The 21,888-nt window shown below is 69.7% G+C and carries 17 protein-coding genes and 1 tRNA gene; 16 read left to right on the top strand and 2 right to left on the bottom strand.

From position 1 onward, the window contains the following. Nucleotides 1-17: 17 nt before the first annotated feature. From ACK4SG_RS04985 to ACK4SG_RS04930, 12 genes are all read left to right on the top strand, one after another. A complete protein-coding gene (locus tag ACK4SG_RS04985) occupies nucleotides 18-785 on the top strand; it encodes a L,D-transpeptidase (protein ID WP_409600313.1) in 768 nt (255 codons plus the stop codon). Next, a complete protein-coding gene (locus ACK4SG_RS04980; protein ID WP_409600311.1) occupies nucleotides 782-2,032 on the top strand; it encodes a dicarboxylate/amino acid:cation symporter in 1,251 nt (416 codons plus the stop codon). The genes ACK4SG_RS04985 and ACK4SG_RS04980 overlap by 4 nt, the downstream gene beginning before the upstream one ends. 192 nt (nucleotides 2,033-2,224) lie before the next feature. Continuing rightward, complete coding sequence (thrA, locus tag ACK4SG_RS04975; RefSeq protein ID WP_409600309.1) at nucleotides 2,225-4,705, top strand: bifunctional aspartate kinase/homoserine dehydrogenase I; 2,481 nt, start codon at nucleotides 2,225-2,227, stop codon at nucleotides 4,703-4,705. After that, entirely contained in the window at nucleotides 4,702-5,634 is a 933-nt protein-coding gene (locus ACK4SG_RS04970) for a homoserine kinase (RefSeq protein ID WP_409600307.1), read from the top strand. The genes thrA and ACK4SG_RS04970 overlap by 4 nt, the downstream gene beginning before the upstream one ends. Next, nucleotides 5,631-6,926, top strand: a complete 1,296-nt coding sequence (thrC, locus tag ACK4SG_RS04965) for a threonine synthase (RefSeq protein ID WP_409600305.1) — start codon at nucleotides 5,631-5,633, stop codon at nucleotides 6,924-6,926. The genes ACK4SG_RS04970 and thrC overlap by 4 nt, the downstream gene beginning before the upstream one ends. Before the next feature lie 92 nt (nucleotides 6,927-7,018). Then, nucleotides 7,019-7,095: transfer RNA gene (locus tag ACK4SG_RS04960), tRNA-Arg, on the top strand. A gap of 108 nt (nucleotides 7,096-7,203) precedes the next feature. Beyond that, nucleotides 7,204-8,736: an aldehyde dehydrogenase family protein gene (locus ACK4SG_RS04955; RefSeq protein ID WP_409600303.1), complete on the top strand. Its 1,533-nt coding sequence runs from the start codon at nucleotides 7,204-7,206 to the stop codon at nucleotides 8,734-8,736. 9 nt (nucleotides 8,737-8,745) lie between these two features. Then, a complete protein-coding gene (locus ACK4SG_RS04950; RefSeq protein ID WP_409600301.1) occupies nucleotides 8,746-9,033 on the top strand; it encodes a DUF4190 domain-containing protein in 288 nt (95 codons plus the stop codon). A gap of 4 nt (nucleotides 9,034-9,037) precedes the next feature. After that, nucleotides 9,038-10,093, top strand: coding sequence for a quinone-dependent dihydroorotate dehydrogenase (locus tag ACK4SG_RS04945; protein ID WP_409600299.1), 1,056 nt, complete (start codon nucleotides 9,038-9,040; stop codon nucleotides 10,091-10,093). Next, complete coding sequence (gene murB, locus ACK4SG_RS04940) at nucleotides 10,090-11,145, top strand: UDP-N-acetylmuramate dehydrogenase (protein WP_409600297.1); 1,056 nt, start codon at nucleotides 10,090-10,092, stop codon at nucleotides 11,143-11,145. The genes ACK4SG_RS04945 and murB overlap by 4 nt, the downstream gene beginning before the upstream one ends. Nucleotides 11,146-11,183: 38 nt before the next feature. Then, nucleotides 11,184-12,083 carry a DMT family transporter gene (locus ACK4SG_RS04935; RefSeq protein ID WP_409600719.1) on the top strand — a complete coding sequence of 300 codons (900 nt, stop codon included), beginning with the start codon at nucleotides 11,184-11,186 and terminating at the stop codon, nucleotides 12,081-12,083. Nucleotides 12,084-12,166: 83 nt separating this feature from the next. Further along, nucleotides 12,167-12,730 (top strand): hypothetical protein, encoded by a 564-nt coding sequence (locus ACK4SG_RS04930; RefSeq protein WP_409600295.1) that lies wholly within the window; start codon nucleotides 12,167-12,169, stop codon nucleotides 12,728-12,730. A 15-nt stretch (nucleotides 12,731-12,745) separates the two neighbouring features. Here ACK4SG_RS04930 and ispG read toward each other — a convergent pair whose 3' ends face one another. Then, the gene (gene ispG, locus ACK4SG_RS04925; RefSeq protein ID WP_409600293.1) at nucleotides 12,746-13,999 is read right to left on the bottom strand and encodes a flavodoxin-dependent (E)-4-hydroxy-3-methylbut-2-enyl-diphosphate synthase; all 1,254 of its coding nucleotides are present in this window, start codon (nucleotides 13,997-13,999) and stop codon (nucleotides 12,746-12,748) included. Between the two features lie 80 nt (nucleotides 14,000-14,079). On the opposite strand from ispG, the gene xseA reads away from it, so the two are divergent. Beyond that, nucleotides 14,080-15,426, top strand: a complete 1,347-nt coding sequence (xseA, locus tag ACK4SG_RS04920) for an exodeoxyribonuclease VII large subunit (RefSeq protein WP_409600291.1) — start codon at nucleotides 14,080-14,082, stop codon at nucleotides 15,424-15,426. Between the two features lie 21 nt (nucleotides 15,427-15,447). Here the strand turns inward: xseA and ACK4SG_RS04915 are convergent, their stop codons facing one another. Beyond that, nucleotides 15,448-18,264, bottom strand: coding sequence for an EAL domain-containing protein (locus ACK4SG_RS04915; protein ID WP_409600289.1), 2,817 nt, complete (start codon nucleotides 18,262-18,264; stop codon nucleotides 15,448-15,450). A gap of 171 nt (nucleotides 18,265-18,435) precedes the next feature. Between ACK4SG_RS04915 and ACK4SG_RS04910 the strand changes: the two genes are divergently transcribed. From ACK4SG_RS04910 to ACK4SG_RS04900, 3 genes are all read left to right on the top strand, one after another. Further along, nucleotides 18,436-18,987, top strand: coding sequence for an RNA polymerase sigma factor (locus ACK4SG_RS04910; RefSeq protein ID WP_409600287.1), 552 nt, complete (start codon nucleotides 18,436-18,438; stop codon nucleotides 18,985-18,987). Then, complete coding sequence (locus ACK4SG_RS04905; RefSeq protein ID WP_409600285.1) at nucleotides 18,984-19,871, top strand: hypothetical protein; 888 nt, start codon at nucleotides 18,984-18,986, stop codon at nucleotides 19,869-19,871. Before ACK4SG_RS04910 ends, ACK4SG_RS04905 begins: the two co-directional genes overlap by 4 nt. 199 nt (nucleotides 19,872-20,070) lie before the next feature. Then, entirely contained in the window at nucleotides 20,071-21,831 is a 1,761-nt protein-coding gene (locus tag ACK4SG_RS04900) for an ABC transporter transmembrane domain-containing protein (protein ID WP_409600283.1), read from the top strand. Nucleotides 21,832-21,888 lie beyond the last annotated feature (57 nt).

The following is a 21,888-nucleotide window of genomic DNA, read 5'->3' as shown; positions in this document are numbered from 1 at the left end:
TTCCCGGAACCCGTCCCATGCCGCTTCGCCGGATCACCGCCATGCTCCTCGCGCTGTCGCTTGCCGCCTGCGCCCACCGCGTTGCCGAACCCGATTTCGCCCGCTGGGCCGATGCGCGGCAGCTGGTGCTGGTCACCTCCGCCGACTGGAGCGCCACCGACGGCGAACTGCGTCGCTTCGAGCGCGAAGGCGACGGCTGGACGCAGGTCGGCGAGGCGGTGCCGGTAACGCTGGGCCGCAACGGCAGCGGCTGGGGCCTGGGGTTGAACCCGCAGCGCGGTGACGGCCCGGTCAAGCGCGAGGGCGACGGCAAGGCACCGGCCGGCGTGTTCGCCATCGGCACGGCGTTCGGCTATGCCGACCGCGTGAACACCGGCCTGCATTACCGGGCGATGACCGCCAACGACTGGTGTATCGACGTCCCCGCATCGAACTACTACAACCGCATCGTCGACCGCAGCGTGGTGAAGGCGCCTTATCTCGACCAGTCCAGCGAGCCGATGCGCCGGGACATCCACGCCGACGGCGACCAGCGCTACCGCGAAGGCTTCGTCATCGAACACAACGCCGGCGGCGCGGCGCGCCAAGGCGGCAGCTGCATCTTCGCCCATCTGTGGAAGGCGCCCGGCGAGACCACCGCCGGCTGCACCGCGATGGCACCGGCCAGCATGGACGCGCTGCTGGCATGGCTGGACGTGCGTCGCAAGCCGGTGTTCGTGCTCCTGCCGAAGGCGCAGTACATCGCGCTGAAACAACGCTGGATGCTGCCGGAGGTGGCCCTGTGAGCCAGACCGCCCGCGTCCTGGCCGGCCTGGTGGCCGGCATCCTGATTGGCATGCTGCTGGCCTGGCAGGCACCCGACCTGGGGCTGCGCATTGCCGCCATCGTCGAGCCGTTCGGCAAGCTCTGGCTCAACGCCCTGCAGATGACCGTGGTGCCGCTGGTGTTCGCGCTGGTGGTGGTGGGCATCAACCAGGCCAGCGACGCCGCCCACTCCGGGCGGGTGGCGCGGCAGGCGATCACCAGCTTCGTCATCCTGCTGGCGGGTGCCGGTGCGATGACCGCGCTGCTGGCGCCGCTGGCGCTGTCGATGCTGCAGCCCGACCCGGCCGTCGCCGCTGCCCTGCGCGGCCACGGCGAGGCGGTCGCAACCTCCGGCGGCGGCTGGGCCGACGCGCTGGTGGCGCTGGTGCCCAGCAACGCGGTTGCCGCCGCCGCCGCCAGCGCGATGCTGCCGCTGGTGAGCTTCGCCCTGTTCTTCGGCTTCGCCCTGACCCGGCTGGACGCCGCGCCGCGCGCGCAGGTGGTCGGCCTGCTGAAGGCGATCAGCGACGCCATGATCGTGATCGTCCACTGGGTGCTGTGGGCGGCGCCGCTGGGCATCTTCGCGCTGGTGCTGGCGCTGACCGCTCGCGCCGGCCTGGGCATGCTGCAGGCGCTGGGCATCTATATCCTGCTGGAGTGCGCGCTGTACGTGCTGGCGGTGGTGTTGCTGATTGCGGTGGCGGTCACCGTCGGCAAGCAGCGGTTCCGCCACTTCATGGCCGGGCTGGTGCCGGTGCAGGCGGTGGCCGCCAGCACGCAGTCCTCGCTGGCCACGCTGCCGGCGATGCTGGACAGCGCGCAGAACCGGCTGGGCATCCCCGCCCGCGTGTCCGGGCTGGTGCTGCCGATGGCGGTGTCGCTGTTCCGCATCACCTCGCCGATCCAGTACCTCGCCACCGCCAGCTTCATCGCCTGGGCGCTGGGCGTGGACCTGACCGCCGCGCAGCTGGCCACCGGCGTGGCGCTCAGCGTGCTGGTCAGCATGGGCTCGGTGGGCCTGCCGGGTCAGGCTATCTTCCTGGCCACCAATTTACCCATCACCTCCACGATGGGCCTGCCGATCGCCCCGCTGCCGGTGCTGATGGCGGTGGATGCCATCCCGGATGTGCTGGCCACGGTCGGCAACGTCACCGGCGACATGGCGGCCACGGCGGTGGTGGAGGCGCGCAGCGGTAACCCGGAGGGCACCCTCTCGGCCACGGCTTGACACGCCTTGCCGTGCTGCAGCAGAGTCGTTCCATGTCCAACCGCATGACCACCACCACGACCACCACCGGTACCCCGCCGGTGCGGTCGGTCATGCCTGGATAATCCACCATCCCAGCACACGACCCCGCAGCGAGAGAGGCGGGGCGCGCTTCCCGACTCGATACGACGCGGGGCTTCCATCGGAGGCTCCATGGCGACGTTACCTTCAGCATCCCCGTCCTGCCGCGCGCACAAGTTCGGCGGCAGTTCCCTGGCCGATGCCTCGTGCATCCGGCATGTCGCAGACCTGGTGCTGGCCGATGATGCCGAGCGCCAGATCGTGATCACCTCGGCCATGCAGGGCACCACCGATGCACTGGTGGCCCTGGCCAAGACCGCCGCCAGCGGTGGCCACTGGCACGAGCCCCTGACGCGCCTGCGCCAGCGCCACCTGGACACCGCTCAGGCATTGCTGGCCCGACCCGAGGCAGTGCTGGCCCAGATCGACCGGCACTGCGACGAACTGGCCGCACTGCTGCACGCCGTCGCCCTGCTGCGCCAACCGGGCCAGGCGGCACTGGATCGCATCCACGGCATGGGCGAAGTGCTATCGACATTGCTGCTGCACGCGCATCTGCGCGAACGCGGTGGTGACTACGCCCTGCTGGACGCTCGCGACGTGCTGGTCATCCGGCAGACCGATCTGGGTGCCCTGGTGGACTGGGATGCCAGCGCACGCCTTCTGGCCGACTGGCGACGTGCGCATCCACAACGCCGGGTCAACATCACCGGCTTCATCGCCCGCGATCCGGATGGATTTCCCACCACGCTGGGACGCAATGGCAGCGACTACTCCGCCGCGATTTTCGCCAGCCTGTTCGATGCCGACGAGCTGCACCTCTGGAGCGATGTGGACGGGGTGCTGTCGGCCGACCCGCGCATCGTGCCGGAAGCCGTGCCGCTGCCGGCCTTGAGCTACTGCGAAGCCTGCGAACTTGCCTACTTTGGCGCCAAGGTCATCCATCCGCAGACGCTGACCCCGGCCATCGCGCGCAACCTGCCGATCCTGATGCGCAACACCTTCAACCCGGCCTTCCCGGGTACCCGGATCGACGCCGACGGCGACCATGCCGGCCGCGGCCCGGTCAAGGGCCTGACACTGTGCAGCCAGCTTGCCCTGGTATGCCTGGAAGGCACGGGCCTCATCGGCGTGCCCGGCACGGCTGAACGGGTGTTTGCCGCCCTGCATGCGGCACGCATATCGGTGGTGATGATCTCGCAAGGCAGCTCCGAGCACTCGATCTGCTGCGTGGTCCGCGATGCCGACGCGCAGGCGGCATGCGATGCCCTTAAAGACGCCTTCGCACGGGAACTGGCCACTGCGCAGGTCCAGGGCGTGACCGTGCAGACCGGAATCAGCGTCCTGGCCGCCGTCGGCGACGGCATGGCCGGCACCCCGGGCGTGGCCGCGCGTATGTTCGAGGCACTGGCACGCGCCCGCGTCAACATCCGCGCAATCGCGCAGGGCGCCTCGGAGCGCAACATTTCGGTGGCCATCGACAGCAGCGCCGCCGCACGCGCCTTGCGTGCGGTCCACGCCGCGTTCTGGCTGTCGCCGCAAACCATCGCACTGGCGGTCATCGGGCCCGGCAAGGTCGGTAGCGCCCTGTTGGATCAACTGCAAAGCGCCATGCCGCGACTGCGGGAGCGGCACGCGATCGACCTGCGCCTGCGGGCGTTGGCCAGCCGCAATGCGGCATGGCTGTTCGAGCACGACGATGCCTGCGACTGGCGGGCGCGGATGCAGTGCCCACCGTCTGCCGCCGACCTCGATGGCCTTGCCGCGCACCTGCTGGATGCGCATCTGCCGCATGCCGTGATCATCGACTGCTCGGCCAGCGACAGCGTCGCGCAGCACTATCCGGCCTGGCTGGCCGCCGGCATCCACGTGATCACGCCCAATAAACAGGCCGGTGCCGGACCGCTGGCGCGCTACCAGGCGATCCGCACGGCACAAGCCAAAAGCGGCGCCCGCTTCCGCTATGAAGCCACGGTGGGCGCCGGCCTGCCGGTGATCTCCACCCTGCGTGACCTGCTGGATACTGGCGATACGCTGATCGCCATCGAGGGCATCCTGTCCGGAACCCTGGCCTGGCTGTTCAACTCATTCGACGGCCAAACGCCTTTTTCCGAGCTGGTGCGGCAGGCCCACGCGCTGGGCTATACCGAACCCGACCCGCGCGACGACCTGTCCGGCATGGACGTGGCGCGCAAGCTGGTGATCCTGGCGCGCGAATGCGGCCTGTCGTTGTCTCTTAAGGACGTGGAGGTGGAAAACCTGGTGCCCGAGCCCCTGCGCGAGGCCGACCGCAACCGTTTCCTGGCCGCCCTGGACACACTCGACGCACCGATGCAGGCCAGGCTGGACGCCGCCCGTCGCCAGGGATGCGTGCTGCGCTATGTCGCCCGGCTGACGCACGATGGCCAGGCCTCCGTTGCGCTGCGCGCGCTTCCCGCCGACCATGCCTTTGCCCACCTGCGCCTGACGGACAACTGCGTGTCGTTCACCACCCGCCGCTACTGTGACAACCCGCTGGTCGTGCAAGGCCCCGGTGCCGGGCCGGAGGTCACCGCCGCAGGCGTGTTCTCCGACCTGCTGCGGCTGGCCGGCAGCCTGGGAGCCGCCCTATGAGCACGCCACGGCAGCACGCACGAGCGTTTTCGCCCGGCTCGGTCGGCAACGTCGGCGTCGGGTTCGACCTGCTGGGCCATGGCATTGCCGGCATTGGCGATATCGCCACGGTGCGACGGATCGATGCCCCCACGGTCCGCATCACCGCCATCCGCGGCACTGTCACCGATCTCCCGCTGGACGCTGCCCACAACACCGCAGGTGCCGCCCTGATCGCCCTGCGCGAGGCACTGCGGCTGCCGTTCGGCTTCGAGCTGGAGCTGGACAAGGGCCTGCCGCTGGGCTCCGGGCTTGGCGGGTCTGCGGCCTCATGCGTGGCGGCCCTGGTGGCGGCAAACGCCCTGCTGGAAACCCCGCTGTCGCCACAGGCGCTTTACCCGTATGCGCTGACCGGCGAAGCGGTGGCCAGCGGCGGCCGCCACGGCGACAACGTCGGCCCCATGCTGCTGGGCGGCCTGGTGCTGGCCACGCCGGAGCGCCTGATCCCGATCCACGTTCCGGCCGCCTGGCATGCCGCCGTCGTCCACCCGCATGCCGTGCTGGAAACCCGCCATGCCCGTGCGGTGCTGGCCGGTGCCTACGCGCTGCCCGAGTTCGTCGCGCAAAGCGCCAACCTGGCCCAGGTCCTGCTGGGGTGCGAACGCGGCGATGCCGCGCTGGTACGCGCCGGTCTGTCCGATGTGCTGGTGGAACCGCGGCGTGCACCGCTGATTCACGGCTTTGCCGCCGTGAAGCAGGCAGCACTGCAAGCCGGCGCAATGGGGGCCAGCATTTCCGGCGCAGGGCCCAGCGTATTCGCCTGGTGCGAGGACGCCGCCACCGCCGCCCGGGCAGGCACGGCCATGCAGGCGGCGTTCGCAGCCGCGGGGGTCGCCAGCGACCTGCATGTCACGCCCATCGCCAGCCCTCCGGCACAGGTGTTGCCATGAATGCCATCAGCACGCGCGGAGTCGCCCCTCACGTTTCGCTTGCCGATGCCATTGCCGCCGGCCTTGCCCCCGATGGCGGCTTGTACATGCCGGAGACGTGGCCGTCATTCACCCCCGCCGCATTCGATGACACCGACACCCTGGCAGGCGTTGCCATCCGGCTGCTGGCGCCGTTCTTTGCCGACGATCGGCTGGCCGCCGCCCTGCCTGACATCTGCCATGACGCATTCGCCATTGAGCCGCCACTGGTGCCGTTCGGCGCGCCCGGCGACCACCTGCTGGAGCTGTTCCACGGCCCCACCGCCGCCTTCAAGGACTATGGCGCCGCCTTTCTCGCCGGCTGCCTAGGCGCGCTGTCACAAGGGGATCGGCCGCTGACGATCCTGGTCGCCACCTCCGGCGACACCGGCGCGGCCGTGGGCGCCGCCTTCCACGGCCGTCCCGGCATGCGCGTCGCCATCCTGTACCCGGATGGCCGGGTGTCGCCGCGCCAGGCCCATCACTTGGGCGCCTTCGGTGGCAACGTCCGCGCCTTCCGCGTCGCCGGCACCTTCGATGACTGCCAGCGCATCGCCAAGACCCTGCTGGCCGATGCTGCCTACCGCGCCGAGGTGCCACTGGGCTCGGCCAACAGCATCAGCCTGGGCCGGCTGCTGCCGCAGACCGCCTACTACGCCCATGCCGCCCTGCGGCACTGGCGCAGCACGGGCAGGACGCTGAACTTCGTCATTCCCACCGGCAACCTCGGCAACGCGCTGGCCTGCCTGCTGGCAAAACGCATGGGGCTGCCGATTGGCCAGGTGGTGTTGGCCTGCAATGCCAACCCGGTACTGCCGGCTTTCTTTGCCGGCGGCGACTATGCGCCGCAGCCCACCATCGCCACGTTGGCCAACGCAATGGACGTGGGCGCCCCCAGCAACTTCGAGCGCCTGCAGGCGCTGTACCCGGATCCTTGCGCTCTGCGCGCTGCGCTGCACGCCGAATCCGTCAGCGACGCCCAGATCCGTGCCGCCATCGTGCGCACCCGCGCTCACCGAGGGCACATTGTCTGCCCGCATACCGCCTGCGCTGCTGACGTGCTGGACCGCCTGCGCGCGCGTGGCGAGCCGGGTGACTGGGCGGTGGTGGCCACCGCGCATCCGGCCAAGTTCCCGGAGGTGGTCGAGCCTTTGCTGGACACCCCGGTGCCGCCCCCTCAGGCGCTGGTATCGATGCTGGCACAGCCCAGCCACGCCACCCCGCTGGCCAACGATGCCGATGCCCTGCGCGCAGCCTTGCGAATCGACCAATGACGCCCGCCGATCAGCACAAACCAAGCCGCCTGATCGCCATTTTCCCCGACGGATTGGCCGCTTCTCTAGACAGCTGCAATAATGGAGAGTCAGGCCCCGTAGCTCAGCTGGATAGAGCGTCCCCCTCCTAAGGGGAAGGTCGCCCGTTCGAATCGGGCCGGGGTCGCCAGCGGGTGAGGAACAACCGGGCAGGTCGTGGGGATCGCGTGCTTACGATCGTCACCTGATCAGGTCTTCGCCACCCCGTCGTCTTTTCCCAAGTTTTCCGGAGTCCACCATGTCGCATCCCGTCCTCACCGCGCTCGGCCTGACCGCCGTCGAATCCGGCACCTACCTCGGCAACGGCGAGTGGTCCCAGACCCGCGACGCCGGCGTGCTGGAGCCGGTCAACCCGACCACCGGTGAAGTGCTGGGCCGCGTGCACGCGTCCTCGCAGGCCGACTACGACCTGATCGTCGAGCGCGCGCAGGCCGCGTTCAAAGTCTGGCGCACCACTCCGGCCCCGCGCCGCGGCGAGGCGATCCGCCTGTGCGCGGATGCCCTCCGGGTACACAAGGACGCGCTGGGCTCGCTGGTCGCGCTGGAGATGGGCAAGTCCAAGCCGGAAGGCGACGGCGAAGTGCAGGAAATGATCGACATCGGCGAGTTCGCCGTGGGCCTGTCGCGCCAGCTCTACGGCCTGACCATGCACTCCGAGCGCCCCGGCCACCGCATGTACGAGCAGTGGCACCCGCTGGGGCTGGTGGGCATCATCAGCGCCTTCAACTTCCCGGTCGCGGTGTGGGCGTGGAACAGCTTCATCGCAGCGGTCTGCGGCGATATCAGCATCTGGAAGCCGTCGCCCAAGACCCCGCTGTCGGCCATCGCGGCGATGAAGATCTGCAATGAAGCGCTGCGCAAGGGCGGCTTCCCGGACCTCTTCTTCCTGTTCAACGACGCCGGCAGCGACCTGGCCCAGGGTTTCGTGGACGACAAGCGCATCGCGCTGATCAGCTTCACCGGCAGCACCAAGGTAGGCCGCATGGTCGGCGAGCGCGTCGCGCGTCGCATGGGCCGCAGCCTGCTGGAGCTGGGCGGCAACAACGCCATCATCGTCGATGAAACCGCCGACCTGAAGCTGGCGATTCCGGCCATCGTGTTCGGCGCTGTCGGCACCGCTGGCCAGCGTTGCACCACCACCCGTCGCCTGATCGTGCACGAATCCATCTACGCGGACGTGCTGGCCAAGCTGGTCACCGCCTACAAACAGGTGGAATCGAGGATCGGCGACCCCACCGATCCGGCCAACCTGATGGGCCCGCTGAACAGCAAGGACGGCGTGGACGCCTACCTCGACGCCATCGCCAAGGCCAAGGCCGCGGGCGGCACCGTGGAGACCGGCGGCGCCGCCATCGACCGCCCGGGCAACTTCGTGCTGCCAACCATCATCACCGGCCTGACCAACGACGCCGAGATCGTCCAGCACGAAACGTTCGCGCCGATCCTGTACGTGATGCAGTACAAAGAACTGGACGAGGCCATCGAGATGCAGAACGCGGTCCCGCAGGGCCTGTCGTCCTCGATCTTCACCACCAACCTCAAGCGCGCCGAGGCGTTCCTGTCGGCGGCCGGCAGCGACTGCGGCATCGCCAACGTCAACATCGGCACCAGCGGCGCCGAGATCGGCGGTGCGTTCGGCGGCGAGAAGGAGACCGGCGGCGGCCGTGAATCCGGTTCCGACGCCTGGAAGGCCTACATGCGCCGCCAGACCAATACCATCAACTACTCCGACGCGCTGCCGCTGGCCCAGGGCATCAAGTTCGACCTGTAAGGGACGCCCATGAACGCACCCATCCGCCAGACCAGCTCGCTGGCCGTCGTCAGCCTGGTATTCGGCATCCTCGGCTGGACCCTGCTGCCCTTCCTGGGCAGTCTGGTCGCCGTGGTCTGCGGCCACATGGCCCGCGCCGAGATCCGCCGCGCCCAAGGTGCGCTGGAGGGCGACGGTCTGGCCGTGGCCGGGCTGGTGATGGGCTACCTGGTGATCGGCCTGTCGGTGCTGGCGCTGGCGGCCGTGTTCCTGTTCTTCGGCGGCCTGCTCTGGTTCGCCGCGGTGTTCGGGCACTGACGCCTTGTACGCGCTGGGCCGCCCCCTGCTGTTCGCCCTCGACGCCGAGCGTGCGCACGGCGTCGGCCTTGCCTCGCTGGAGGCGGCGTACCGCTGCGGCCTGATGCCGCTGGTGGCCACGCCGCCGAAACCACTGCCCACCAAGGTGCTGGGCCTGACCTTCCCCAACCCGGTCGGCCTGGCCGCCGGGCTGGACAAGAACGGCGCGCACGTGGATGCCCTGCTGGCGTTGGGGTTCGGCTTCGTGGAGGTCGGCACGGTCACCCCGCTGCCGCAGCCGGGTAACCCGAAGCCGCGCATGTTCCGCCTGCCGGGGCAGCAAGCGGTGATCAACCGGATGGGCTTCAACAACGAGGGCGTCGACGTCCTGGTGCGCAACGTCGAGCGCGCCAAGCGCAAAACGGGCCTGGTGGGCATCAACATCGGCAAGAACAAGGACACGCCCAACGAGGACGCGGTCGCCGACTACCTGCTCTGCCTGCGCCGGGTGTACGCGGTGGCGGACTACGTGGCGGTCAACATCTCCTCGCCGAATACTGCCGGCCTGCGTGAACTGCAGGAGGAGCAGGCCCTGCGCCGGCTGGTCGGCACGCTGCGCGACGAGCAGGACAAGCTGGCCACCCGCCACGGCAAGCGCGTGCCGCTGCTGGTGAAGATCGCGCCGGATCTGTCCGAGAACGACATCGACGCCGCCGCCCGCGTGCTGGGCGACCTGCAGGTGGACGGCGTGATCGCCACCAACACCACGATTTCCCGCGAAGGCGTGGAAGGCGCGCGCCATGCCCATCAGGCCGGCGGCCTGTCGGGCGCGCCGCTGATGGCACAGGCCACCACGGTGCTGCGGATGCTGCGCACGCGCCTGCCCGACAACATCCCGCTGATCGGCGTGGGCGGCATCCTGCACGGGGCGGACGCCGCCACCAAGCAGGCCGCCGGCGCGATGCTGGTGCAAACCTACACCGGCCTGGTCTATCGCGGCCCCGCGCTGATCGAGGAATGCGTGGACGCCCTGCGCCGCCGCAAGGAAGCGCCCAGCCGCGGCACCCTGCCGCCGGAATGAACACTGCCCACGGCCACGGCTACCGCATCACCGAGAACGCCCGGCTGGACGCGCGCAACACCTTCGGCGTGCGTGCCCGCGCGCCCATGCTGGTGGAAGCGACCGACACCGCGGCGCTGCCCGAGCTGTTCGGCTACGCGATGCTGCGCGCGCCCGACACGCTGGTGCTGGGCGGCGGCAGCAACCTGCTGTTCGCCGGCGATGCGCCCGGTGCGGTACTGGCGCTGGAGACCCGCCAGATCGCCCTGCTCGAGGACGATGGCCACACCGCCCTGGTCCGTGCCGACGCCGGCGTGGCCTGGCACGACTTCGTGCTGTGGACGCTGGGGCACGGCCTGGCCGGGCTGGAGAACCTCGCGCTGATCCCGGGCACGGTGGGCGCCGCACCGATCCAGAACATCGGCGCCTATGGCGTGGAAGTGCGGGAGTCCGTCCAGACGGTCGCGGCCTTCGACCGCACGACTGGCACGTTCGTCCGCCTGGCCGCGTCGGATTGTGCCTTCGCCTACCGCGACTCGCTGTTCAAGCAGGTGCCCGACCGCTATGTGGTGACGGCGGTCGAATTCCGCCTGTCGCGGACGTTCCAGCCGCGGCTGGGCTATGCCGGCATCGAGGACGAGCTGCGCGCGATGGGGGTCGAGGGCGCACCGCGCGCAGCGCAGGTGGCCGAGGCCGTGATCCGCATCCGCCGCCGCAAGCTGCCGGACCCTACCGTGCTCGGCAACGCTGGCAGCTTCTTCAAGAACCCCATCGTCCCGGCCACGCAGGCCGAGGCGCTGCTGGCCGGGCATCCCGGCATGCCCCTGTTCCGCGGCGCCGGCGACGACACCCGCAAGCTGTCCGCGGCGTGGCTGATCGACCAGTGCGGCTGGAAGGGCCACCGCGACGGCGACGCCGGCGTCTCCGCCGACCACGCGCTGGTGCTGGTCAACCACGGCCAGGCCAGCGGGCAGGACCTGCTGGCGCTGGCGCGGCGCATCGCCGCATCCGTGCAGGCACGCTTCGGGGTGGCGATCGAGCCCGAGCCACGCCTGGTCGGGGCCCGCTGGTGAGCGCGCCACGCAACGCTCATGCGCGCGCCGCGCTGCTGATGCTGGGCAGCACGCTGGGCTTCGGCCTGATGGCCATCTTCATCCGGCTGGCGTCCAAGGACATCCCCACCTGGGAAGTGGCCTTCTTCCGCAACACCTTCGGCTTCCTGGCCCTGCTGCCGATGCTGGCCCTGCCCGCCCTGCGCCAGCCGCGGCCCGCCGCGGCATTCGCCACCAGCGTGCGCACCCACCAGCTGCCGCGCTACATGGCGCGCACGGCCATCGGCATCGGCAGCATGTTCTGCGGCTTCTGGGCGATCGCCCACCTGCCGCTGGCGCAGGCCATTTCGCTGGCCTACTCCTCGCCGATTTTCGTGACCATCGCCGCCATCCTGATGCTGGGCGAGCGCGTGCGTGCGCGCCGCTGGACGGCGGTGGCGCTGGGCTTCCTCGGCGTGCTGGTGATCGTGCGGCCGTGGTCGCATGCCTTCAGCCTGGGCACCCTGGTGGCGGTCGCCGCGGCGTTGCTGAGCGCGCTGGTGGCGATCCAGATCAAGCAGCTCTCGCAGACCGACAAGGCCGACACCATCGTGTTCTGGACCTACGCGCTGTGGGTGCCGATGTCGCTGCTGCCATCGCTGTTCGTATGGCGTTGGCCGACCGGCATCGAATGGCTGTGGCTGGCCGCAACCGGGCTGATGGGCACAGTGGGCCAGCTGCTGTGGACGCGCGCGCTGAAGCTGGGCGACGTGTCCGCGCTCACGCCGATCAGTTTCCTGCAGCTGCCGGTGGTCACCTTTGCCGGCTGGCTGCTGTTCAACGAAACGGTGGATGCGGCGACGCTGGTTGGCGCCGGCATCATCCTCGGCTCGACGTTCTACATCGCGCACCGCGAAGCCCAGCTCGCCCGCCAGCAGCGCACCAGCGCCCCCAGCGAAGCGGTCGAGCCCGGCGTCTGAGCCACCGCAGCCGTGCATTCCGGCACGGGCGGCGTCGTCTTGGCAGTGGTATTCCTGCCGGCTCTGACCACGGAAACCCGCCGATGCGCCCTGCCCTGCTACTGTTGCTCGCCACCCTCGCCGCGCCCGCGGCGGCCCAGACCCCGCCTGCCACGCCGCCTCCGCCGCAGCCCGTCAACTACAGCGTCCCGGCCGCCGCGGAACAGGATGTGGCCAGCATCGACGCGATCATCGCGGCGCTCTACGACGTGATTTCCGGCCCCGTCGGCAAGGCGCGCGACTGGAACCGCCTGCGCTCCCTGTTCATTCCGGAAGGGCGGATGATGCCGGTGGGCCAGCGCCCGGACGGCAGCGTCGGCATGCGCCTGCTGCAGGTGAACGACTACGTGGCCCTGTCGGGCCCGCTGCTGGTGGAACGCGGCTTCCAGGAACGCGAGCTGGCGCGGCGCACCGAGCGGTTCGGCCATATCGCCCACGTGTTCAGCACCTACGAGGGCAAGGTCGCCGGCGATGCCCCGCCGATGCGCGGCATCAACACGATCCAGCTGATGAATGACGGCCGCCGCTGGTGGATCGTCTCGGTGATGTGGGAAGCCGAGAACCCGACGCTGGCGCTGCCGGCGCAGTACCTGCCGCAGGCGAAGTAAGCGCGCGTTGCCCGCTCAGTCCGGGCGGGCGACCCGGTAGCGCCGGTCCACGTAGTCGTCGATCAGCGCGATGAACTCGGCGGCGATATTGTCGCCGCGCAGGGTCACGGCCTTCTCACCGTCGATGAAGACCGGCGCGGACGGCGTCTCGCCGGTGCCCGGCAGGCTGATGCCGATGTTGGCATGGCGCGACTCGCCCGGCCCGTTCACCACGCAGCCCATGACGGCAAGCGTCATGTTCTCGGCGCCGGGGTGGCTGATCTTCCACTCCGGCATCTTCGCGCGGACGTGGTTCTGCACCACCCCGGCCAGCTCCTGGAAGAACTCGGAGGTGGTACGGCCGCAGCCCGGGCAGGCGGTCACCATCGGCGTGAACGCGCGCAGGCCCATGGTCTGCAGCAGCTCCTGCGCCACCACCACTTCCTGGGTGCGCGAGGCGCCCGGCTCCGGCGTCAGCGAGACGCGGATGGTGTCGCCGATGCCTTCCTGCAGCAGCACCGCCAGCGCGGTCGCGGAGGCCACGATGCCCTTGCTGCCGATGCCGGCCTCGGTCAGGCCCAGGTGCAGGGCGAAATCACTGCGCGCAGCAAGGTCGCGGTAGACCGCAATCAGCTCCTGCACGCCGCTGACCTTGGCGCTCAGCACGATGCGTTCCTTCGGCAGGCCCAGTTCCACCGCCCGCTGCGCCGACTCCAGCGCCGACAGGATCAGCGCCTCGCGCATCACCCGGCCGGCATTCCACGGCTCTGCGCGCTGGGCGTTTTCGTCCATCAGGCGCGCCGCCAGGGCCTGGTCCAGCGAGCCCCAGTTGGCGCCGATCCGCACCGGCTTGCCGTGGCGGATGGCGAACTCGATGAGCTGGGCGAACTGGGTGTCCTTCTTCTTGCCGAAGCCGACGTTGCCGGGATTGATGCGGTACTTCGCCAGCGCTTCCGCGCAGGCCGGCTCGTTCGCCAGCAGCGTGTGGCCGTTGTAGTGGAAGTCGCCGATGATCGGCACCTGCACGCCCATCATCGCCAACCGGTCGACGATGCGCGGCACCGCGGCCGCCGCCTCCGGCGTGTTCACGGTGACCCGCACCAGCTCGGACCCGGCGCGCCAGAGGTCGGCCACCTGCTTGCTGGTCGCGGCGACGTCGGCGGTGTCGGTGTTGGTCATCGACTGGACCACCACCGGCGCGCCGCCGCCCACCTTCACCCCGCCGATCTCGACCGGACGGGTCGCGCGGCGGGCCTGGGGACCGAAACGGTCGGGATCGTGTGCGTGCATGCGGCCATTTTACCGGTTGTGGCGGGCGCCACCGCATCCGCGCCGGCCCCGCCTGCAGGCATCGGCGCTACGATGGCGCGATGCATGACCGCGACGACCGCATCCTGTCCCCCAGCCAGCTCAACACGCTGGCACGCGACCTGCTGGAAGGCAGCTTTCCGAACGTACTGGTGGAGGGCGAGATCGGCAACCTGTCGCGGCCTGCGTCCGGGCACCTCTACTTCACCCTGAAGGACGCACGGGCACAGGTGCGCTGCGCGCTGTTCCGCCCCAAGAGCCAATGGCTCAAATTCACCCCGCGCGAAGGCCTGCGCGTGCTGGGCCGCGGCCGGCTGACCCTGTACGAGGCGCGCGGCGACTACCAGCTGGTGCTGGACACGCTGGAGGAAGCCGGTGAAGGGGCGCTGCGCCGGGCATTCGAGGAACTCAAGGCGCGTTTGCAAGCGGAGGGCCTGTTCGAGCTGGCGCGCAAGCGACCGTTGCCCGCCTTCGTGCGCCGGCTGGCGGTCTTGACCTCGCCCACCGGTGCGGTGGTCCGCGACATCATCAGCGTGCTGCGCCGGCGCTTCCCGCTGGTCGAAGTGGAGCTGCTGGCAGTGCCCGTGCAGGGCGAAGGCGCCGCCGCCCAGATCCGCACGATGCTGCAGGCGGCCGATGCCAGCGGCCGCTACGACGTGCTGCTGCTGGCGCGCGGCGGCGGCTCGCTGGAGGATCTCTGGGCCTTCAATGACGAAGCGCTGGCCCGCGCGATTGCTGCTTGCACGACGCCGGTGGTATCAGCGGTCGGCCACGAGACTGATGTTTCGCTGTCCGACTTCGCCGCCGATCTGCGCGCGCCCACGCCCTCGGCGGCGGCGGAGCTGCTGGTGCCGGACGCCCACCATCTGGGCACGCGCCTGACTATCCTGCAGCGACAGCTGGCGGGAGGGCTGGCGAATGCCTTGCGGCAGCGCATGCAACGGGTGGATCGCGCCTTCCTGCGCCTGCAGGCGCAACGCCCGCAAGCCCGCCTGGCAGCGCTGGGGGACCGCGCCAGGCAGGCCCGGCAGCGGCTGGCGCAGGCCATGCAGCGCCGACTGGAGCGCGAGCGTGCCGCGCTTCGGCATGCCGACGCCACCCTGCGCGCCCAGCATCCGCAACGCACGCTGCAGCGCCTGCAAGAACGCCTGCAGGAGCTTGGGATGCGGCCGCAGGCGCTGATCGCGCAGCGGCTGCAACGGGAAGCACTGCACCTGCGCGGGCTGGCGCGGTCGCTGCATGCCATCAGCCCGCTGGCAACCGTGGCACGCGGCTATAGCATCCTCCAGCAGCCCGATGGCCGCGTGGTGCGCAGCGTGGCGGATACCGCCCCCGGCGACACGCTCAAGGCACGGCTGCAGGATGGGCAACTGGACCTGCAGGTCGTCGCGGCGACACCCGCAACCTGAGGCGCGGCCGGCGGCGCGGACTCACCCTCCGGGCAGCGGCACCGGCGGACTGAACAGGAAGCCCTGGGCGTACGTGCAGCCCAGTTCGATCAGTCGATCGCGCTGCTGGCGCGTTTCCACACCCTCGGCGATCAATTCGATCCCCAGGCTGTTGGCAAGCGCCACGATGGCGCGGATCACCGCCACACTCTCGGCGCGGGACTCACCCTCTAGGCCGGAGACAAAGCTGCGGTCGATCTTGAGGCTGGCAATCGGGAAGCGGTGCAGATAGGAGAGCGCGGAGAAGCCCGTCCCGAAATCATCCAGTTGCGCCAGCACGCCGTGGCGGCGCAGCAGGGCCAGGCTTTCCAGCGTGCGCGGCGCGTCATCCAGCAGCGCCACCTCGGTGATCTCCACCCGCACCCGCGACGGGGCCACGCCCACCCCTTCCAGCAGCGCCAGCAGGCGCGGGGCGAAATCCGGAACGCGGAAATGCCGCGGCGACACGTTGATTGCCACGTAGCCCGGCAGAGGATGGCGGACCATGTCCTCGATCACGCGGACATACAGCAGCCAGTCGATCTGTTCGATCAGCCCGGTGTCCTCGCCCACATCGAGGAACTCCCCGGGCACCATCAGGCCCGATTGGTCGTGGTTCCAGCGCAGCAGTGCTTCGTGGCCAATCGGCTCGCCCGTGTCCATGCGCACGATCGGCTGGTAGTAGGGCATGAAGGATTCGGACTGGATGGCCCGGCGCATGTCGGTTTCCATGTCCAGACTGCGGGTGGCCGCCAGACGCATCTGCTCGTCGAACATCGTGCAGCGGTCGCGGCCGTCGCTCTTGGCCCGGTACATGGCAGCATCGGCATCGCGCAGCATTTCCTCGCCGTTGCGATAGCGCGGATGCCACAGCGCGATGCCAATGCTGGCGCTCGGGAACAGTTCACGGCCCGCCACCCACACCGGCGCGTTGAGCGCTGACAGCACGCGCCGCCCCAGTTCCTCGGCCATGCCGGGTCCGTCCAGGCCCTCCGCGAGGATCGCAAACTCGTCACCGCCCAGACGCGCCACCACGTCCTTGCCGCGCACGCTGCCAACAATGCGGCGGCCTGCCTCCACCAGCAGTTCATCGCCCACTGCGTGACCCACGCTGTCATTGACCAGCTTGAAACGGTCAAGATCCATGAACAGGACCGCGAAGCAGGTATCCGGATGCTTCTGCGCGTGGGTGATGGCACGACCCAGGCGCTCCAGCAGCTGCATGCGGTTGGGAAGCCCGGTCAGGGCATCGTGCAGGGTCTGGTGGATCAGCCTGCGCTCAGCCCGCACGCGCTCGCCGATCTGCTCCACCAGTTCCGCATTGGCCTCGGCCAACTCACGGGTACGCTCGCTGACCCGCTGCTCCAGGCTGGCGTGGGCCTGCACCAGCCTGTCCTGCGCCTGCTTTCGGGCAAGACTGCTGCTGATGTGGAAGGCCACGAAGGTCAGCAGGTCCTGGTCGCGGCCGGTGAACATCACATCCGGGGAATAGCTCTGCACCGCGATCACCCCGACCACGCGATCCTCGCGCGTCAGCGGCACGCCCAGCCAGCAATGGGACAACGCACCGTGGCTGCGCATCTTCCCCTCGGCCTCCATCGCGACGATGCCATCGCGATCGACAAGCAGCGCCTTGCCGGTCTGCAACACGTATTCGGTCAAGCCCGAGGCCAACCTTCGCGGCTTGCGCTCGGGATCACGCTCGTCCACCGAGTAGGGAAACTCGAGCATGCTGCCATCGTCGGACAGCATGGCGATGTAGAAATTCCGCGCGTACAGCAGCTCGCTGACGATATCGTGGATCTGGGCATAGAACGCGCCCAGGCTGTCGCTGGTCATCGACAGCTCGGCGATGCGGAACAGCGCGCGCTGGATGTCCTGCATGCGCTTGCGTTCGAATACCTCGGCCTGCAACTCCTCGTTGGCGCGGCGCAGCTCCGCGGTACGCTCCGCCACCCGGGCTTCCAGGCGTTTGCGGGCCTCGCGCCGCTCCAGCGCGGTGAGCACGTGCTGGGCCACATAAGCCAGCAGAACCCGGTCCTCGTCGCTGTACACGTCGGCTAGGCGATAGTGCTGCACCACCAGCGCCCCGGCCACGCGCTCGTCGCGGCTCATCGGCACGCCCAGCCAGTCGGCGCTGTCAGGCCCGCTTTTCTCATTGAACGGGATATTGAAGCGGGCGCGCAGCTCCGCCGATGGGCCGCGCATGGTCTGCCCGCTGCGCAGCAAGTGCATGGTCAGCGTGTCTTCCTGGTCGGTGACCGGGATCTCCTCGTCGGGATCGTTGACCCACGGATCCAGCTGGTCGACGAAATACAGAAAACGCATCGTGCGACGCAGGTCGTCGTACAGCACGATGTAGAAATTCTCGGCGTACATCAGCTCGCCGACGATCGAATGCACGCGGCGCAGCATCACCGGCAGGTCCAGGTTGCTGCTGGCCAGGTCCGCGATTTCATAGAGGGCCTGGCGCAACTGCTCGGAGCGCTGCAACGAATCGATGCGAGCCAGCGAGAGCTCCTCCCGCACGGTCTGCTCCAGCAGCTGCCGGGCACTGACAGGCCAGTACGCCTCGATTCCTTCCGGCCAAGGCTCGGCGTGGCTGGCCAGGATCTCCAGCATCGCCCCTTCCGGCCCTTCCCATTGCTGACGCAGGCAGTGCGGGCCCGCAACCGGGTTGCCAACCGCATCACGGCCCTCGCCCAGATCGGGCTGCCGCCATGTCACCCGCACTTCCGCCCCGGCGGGCAGGGTGTTGGCCAGGCGCTCCGCGATCCCAGCCAGCGCGCCCCTGCGCCGTCGCGGCGTGGAGTCGGACATGGCGGAGGACATGGCAGGCACGGAGGCATTCATCTGGCGGACATATTGCCTGTAACGCCGAAGGCACGCCATGGCGGCAAGTGGAATTCCCCTGCCTACCCCACCAGGCCCTGCCATGCCAATCCCCGCCCCCCCTTTGCGGCAAGCGCAGCGGCCCGTAGGCTGGCACCGATGAACGCGCCCGGACCCAACGACGAAGTGCTGATGCTGGCATGGGTGGCCGGCGAGGCGGGCGCCTTCGAACAACTCTATGCACGCCATCGGCTGAAGCTCTACCGCTATCTGCTGCGCCGTCTCCACGAGGATGCCCTGGCCGACGAACTGTTCCAGGACATCTGGCAGCGCGTGATCGCCGCGCGTGCGGGCTGGAAGCCGGATGCGGGATTCACCGCCTGGCTCTACACCATCGCCCACCACCGTCTGGGCGACCACTGGCGCGCCCAGGCCCGCCGTCCCGCTCCTCCGCTGGATGCGGACGCACGCCTGCACTGCCTGGCCGACGACGATACGCCGGAGCGGGTATTGTCCGAATTCGAACACCGCCGCCACCTGCAGCGGGCGCTGGATGCCCTGCCGGATGAACAACGCGAGGTATTGCTGTTGCGCCTGGAACAGGAGTTGACGCTGGAAGAAATCGGCGCGGTCACCGGCGTCGGACGGGAGACCGTGAAATCGCGCCTGCGCTATGCCATGGACAAACTGCGCGCGAGGTGGCCGGCATGAACCAGGCCCCGCGCGACCCGCTGGATGCGGATGAACGTGCGGTGGCCGCCCGGTTGCCGCGCCTGCATGGCCGCACCGGCCCGGACGCAGCGCTGGATGCGCGCATCCTGGCTGCCGCCCACGCCGCGGCGCAGGGCACGCCGTCCGCGACAACCCGCCGTCGCGGACGCTGGGCGGTGCCGCTGGGTCTGGCAGCATCCCTGTGCCTGGCGCTTGGCGTCGCCTGGCGCATGCAGCTGGAATCGCCGCCGGACAGGACACCGGATCGGCCTGTCGCCGATGCCGCGCCCACGGCATCCGGCCGATCCGCAGCGGCCCCGCTTCCATCGGCCGCGCCCCCTGCACCCGCACCCGCAGCCCCCACCGCCCGCGCCGAGCGCGCGGCCACCGCCGCGCGCGGCGTGCCATCCACCGCCGAGGCGCACGCCGCGCCGCGCAACGCCGCCAGCAGCCGCGCGGAAACGGTTGCGCCCGCCGCGCTGCCCGATACGCCCCCGATACCGGCGGCTGGGGCTCCGGCCACCATGGCGCCACCTCCCCCACCACCTCCCGCGCCTCCTGCAGCGATGGCGGCGACTGCACCCAGGAAGATAGTCGAAGCCGGGTTGCCTCCTGCCGCCGCCCCTGCAACCGAATCCTTGCGACCGATGAGCCCTGTCCCGGCGGCAGACGATGCCCCGGACGAGGACGTGCCGCCGGCCACGGCGGACTCCGCGGCCGTGCGCGCGGCGTGGCTGCGCCGCATTGGCGAGCTGCTGCGACAAGGCCAGCGCGACCTCGCGCGTGCCAGTCTGGAGGAGTTCCGCCGACGCTATCCCGATGCTCCCCTGCCGCCGGAGCTGCGCGAGCTCCTGCCTCCCGCGCCGGGCAAGCCCGGCGAGTGACCCACCGCAAGGCGATGCGGCAGCCCCCCGTCAAGCAAGGTCTGAAGAACGCCATCCTGACGTTGTCAGCCCACGCCGGGCCCGGTCCATGTCCGGACCCGGCTCACCCGCGTCCATCGCTTGCGCGATCGATGCGGGGTCGGCCATTCATGGCCGACGGGAATCTCCGGACTGTTCGTAGATTCCTTAAACTGCACGCATGAATTCCCCCACCCCGGCGCCGACCAAGGCGCCCCTCGGTTCCCTGCGTGCCCTGTGGCCGTTCATCCGCCGCCACGGCGGCCTGTTCAGCGCCTGGCTGGTCGCGCTGGCCTTTTCGTCGACTGCCACGCTGAGTCTGCCGGTAGCGTTCCGGCAGATGATCGACCACGGCTTCAGCAGCGGCGCCAACATCGACCGTACCTTCGCCCTGGTGCTGGTGGTGATCGTGGCGCTGGCACTGGCCACTGCGGCCCGCTATTTCTTTGTCACCCTGCTGGGCGAGAAAGTGGTCGCCGACCTGCGCAGCCAGCTCTACGCGCACCTGCTGGATCTCGATGCGGAGTTCTATGACCGCAACCGCAGCGGCGAGCTTGTCTCGCGCCTGACCGCCGATGCCGAGCTGCTGCGCAGCGTCATCGCCTCCAGCATGTCGGTGGCCCTGCGCAGCAGTGTGACCGTGATTGGCGCCATGGTGATGCTGTTCGTGACCAGCCCCAAACTGGCCGCCTGGGCACTGCTAGGCATTCCGCTGGCGGTAGCGCCTATCGTGATCGGGGCACGCCGCATCCAGAAAGTCTCGCGTGCCAGCCAGGACCGGATCGCCGATGCCAACGCACTGGCCACCGAGGCGCTGGGCGCGGTGCGCACGGTGCAGGCGCACTCGCGCGAACAATACGAACGCGGCCGCTATGCCCAGGCGATGGCGGCCGCGGTTGCCACCGCACGCAAGCGGATCGGCGCGCAGGCCGTGGTGACCGCCATCGCCATCGGCCTGATCTTCGGCGCCGTGATCGTGGTGCTGTGGTCAGGTGCGCACGATGTCATCGCCGGCCGGCTGAGCGCCGGCGCGCTGGGCCAGTTCGTGATGTACGCACTCATTGGCGGCGGCTCGGTGGGCGCGCTGGCCGAGGTGTGGAATGAACTGCAGAAAGCGGCCGGCGGCATGGGCCGCATCCACGACCTGCTCCAGCAGGCGCCTGCCATCACCGCACCTGCACAGCCGCAGACGCTGCCGTCGCCGGTGCGCGGCGAGATCACCTTCGAGGACGTGACCTTCCACTATCCCCAGCGACCCGACACGGCAGCACTGGAGGGGTTCAGCCTGCACATACGCCCCGGCGAGACGGTGGCGCTGGTGGGGCCGTCCGGTGCCGGCAAGAGCACCGTGTTCTCGCTGCTGTTGCGCTTCCACGATCCCCAGTCCGGCCGCATCCTGCTGGATGGCATCGACATCCGCAACTTGGACCCGGTCGCGCTGCGCGGCGTGGTTGCATTGGTGCCGCAGTCGCCGGTGATCTTCGCGGCCAGCGCCGCGGACAATATCCGCTACGGAAGGTTGGATGCCAGCGACGCTGACGTGCGCGCCGCCGCCCGCTCCGCCCGCGCCGAGGAGTTCCTGGACGCCCTGCCCCACGGCTTCGCCAGCGAGCTGGGCGAACGCGGCGCCCGCCTGTCCGGCGGCCAGCAACAGCGCGTGGCGATCGCCCGCGCCCTGCTCAAGGACGCGCCGATCCTGCTGCTGGACGAGGCCACCTCGGCGCTGGACGCCCACAGCGAGCGCGCCGTACAGCAGGCACTGGAGAACCTGATGGCCGGCCGCACCACGCTGGTGGTGGCGCACCGTCTGGCCACCGTCCTGAAGGCTGACCGCATCGTGGTGATGGATCACGGCCGCATCGTTGCCGAGGGCACCCACGCCGAACTGCTGGCGCAGGGCGGGCTGTATGCGGAACTGGCGCAGCTGCAGTTCCTCGACTGAGAGCCCCATGCGCCACACGGCGCAGGTTGCACCCACGCAATGCCCGGCCCAGGCCGG

It is taken from the genome of Thermomonas sp. (genome assembly GCF_046293095.1).
Taxonomy (GTDB): Bacteria; Pseudomonadota; Gammaproteobacteria; order Xanthomonadales; family Xanthomonadaceae; genus Thermomonas.
Note: the sequence above shows the minus strand (reverse complement) of the source record. Positions and strands in the feature narration are given on the sequence as shown.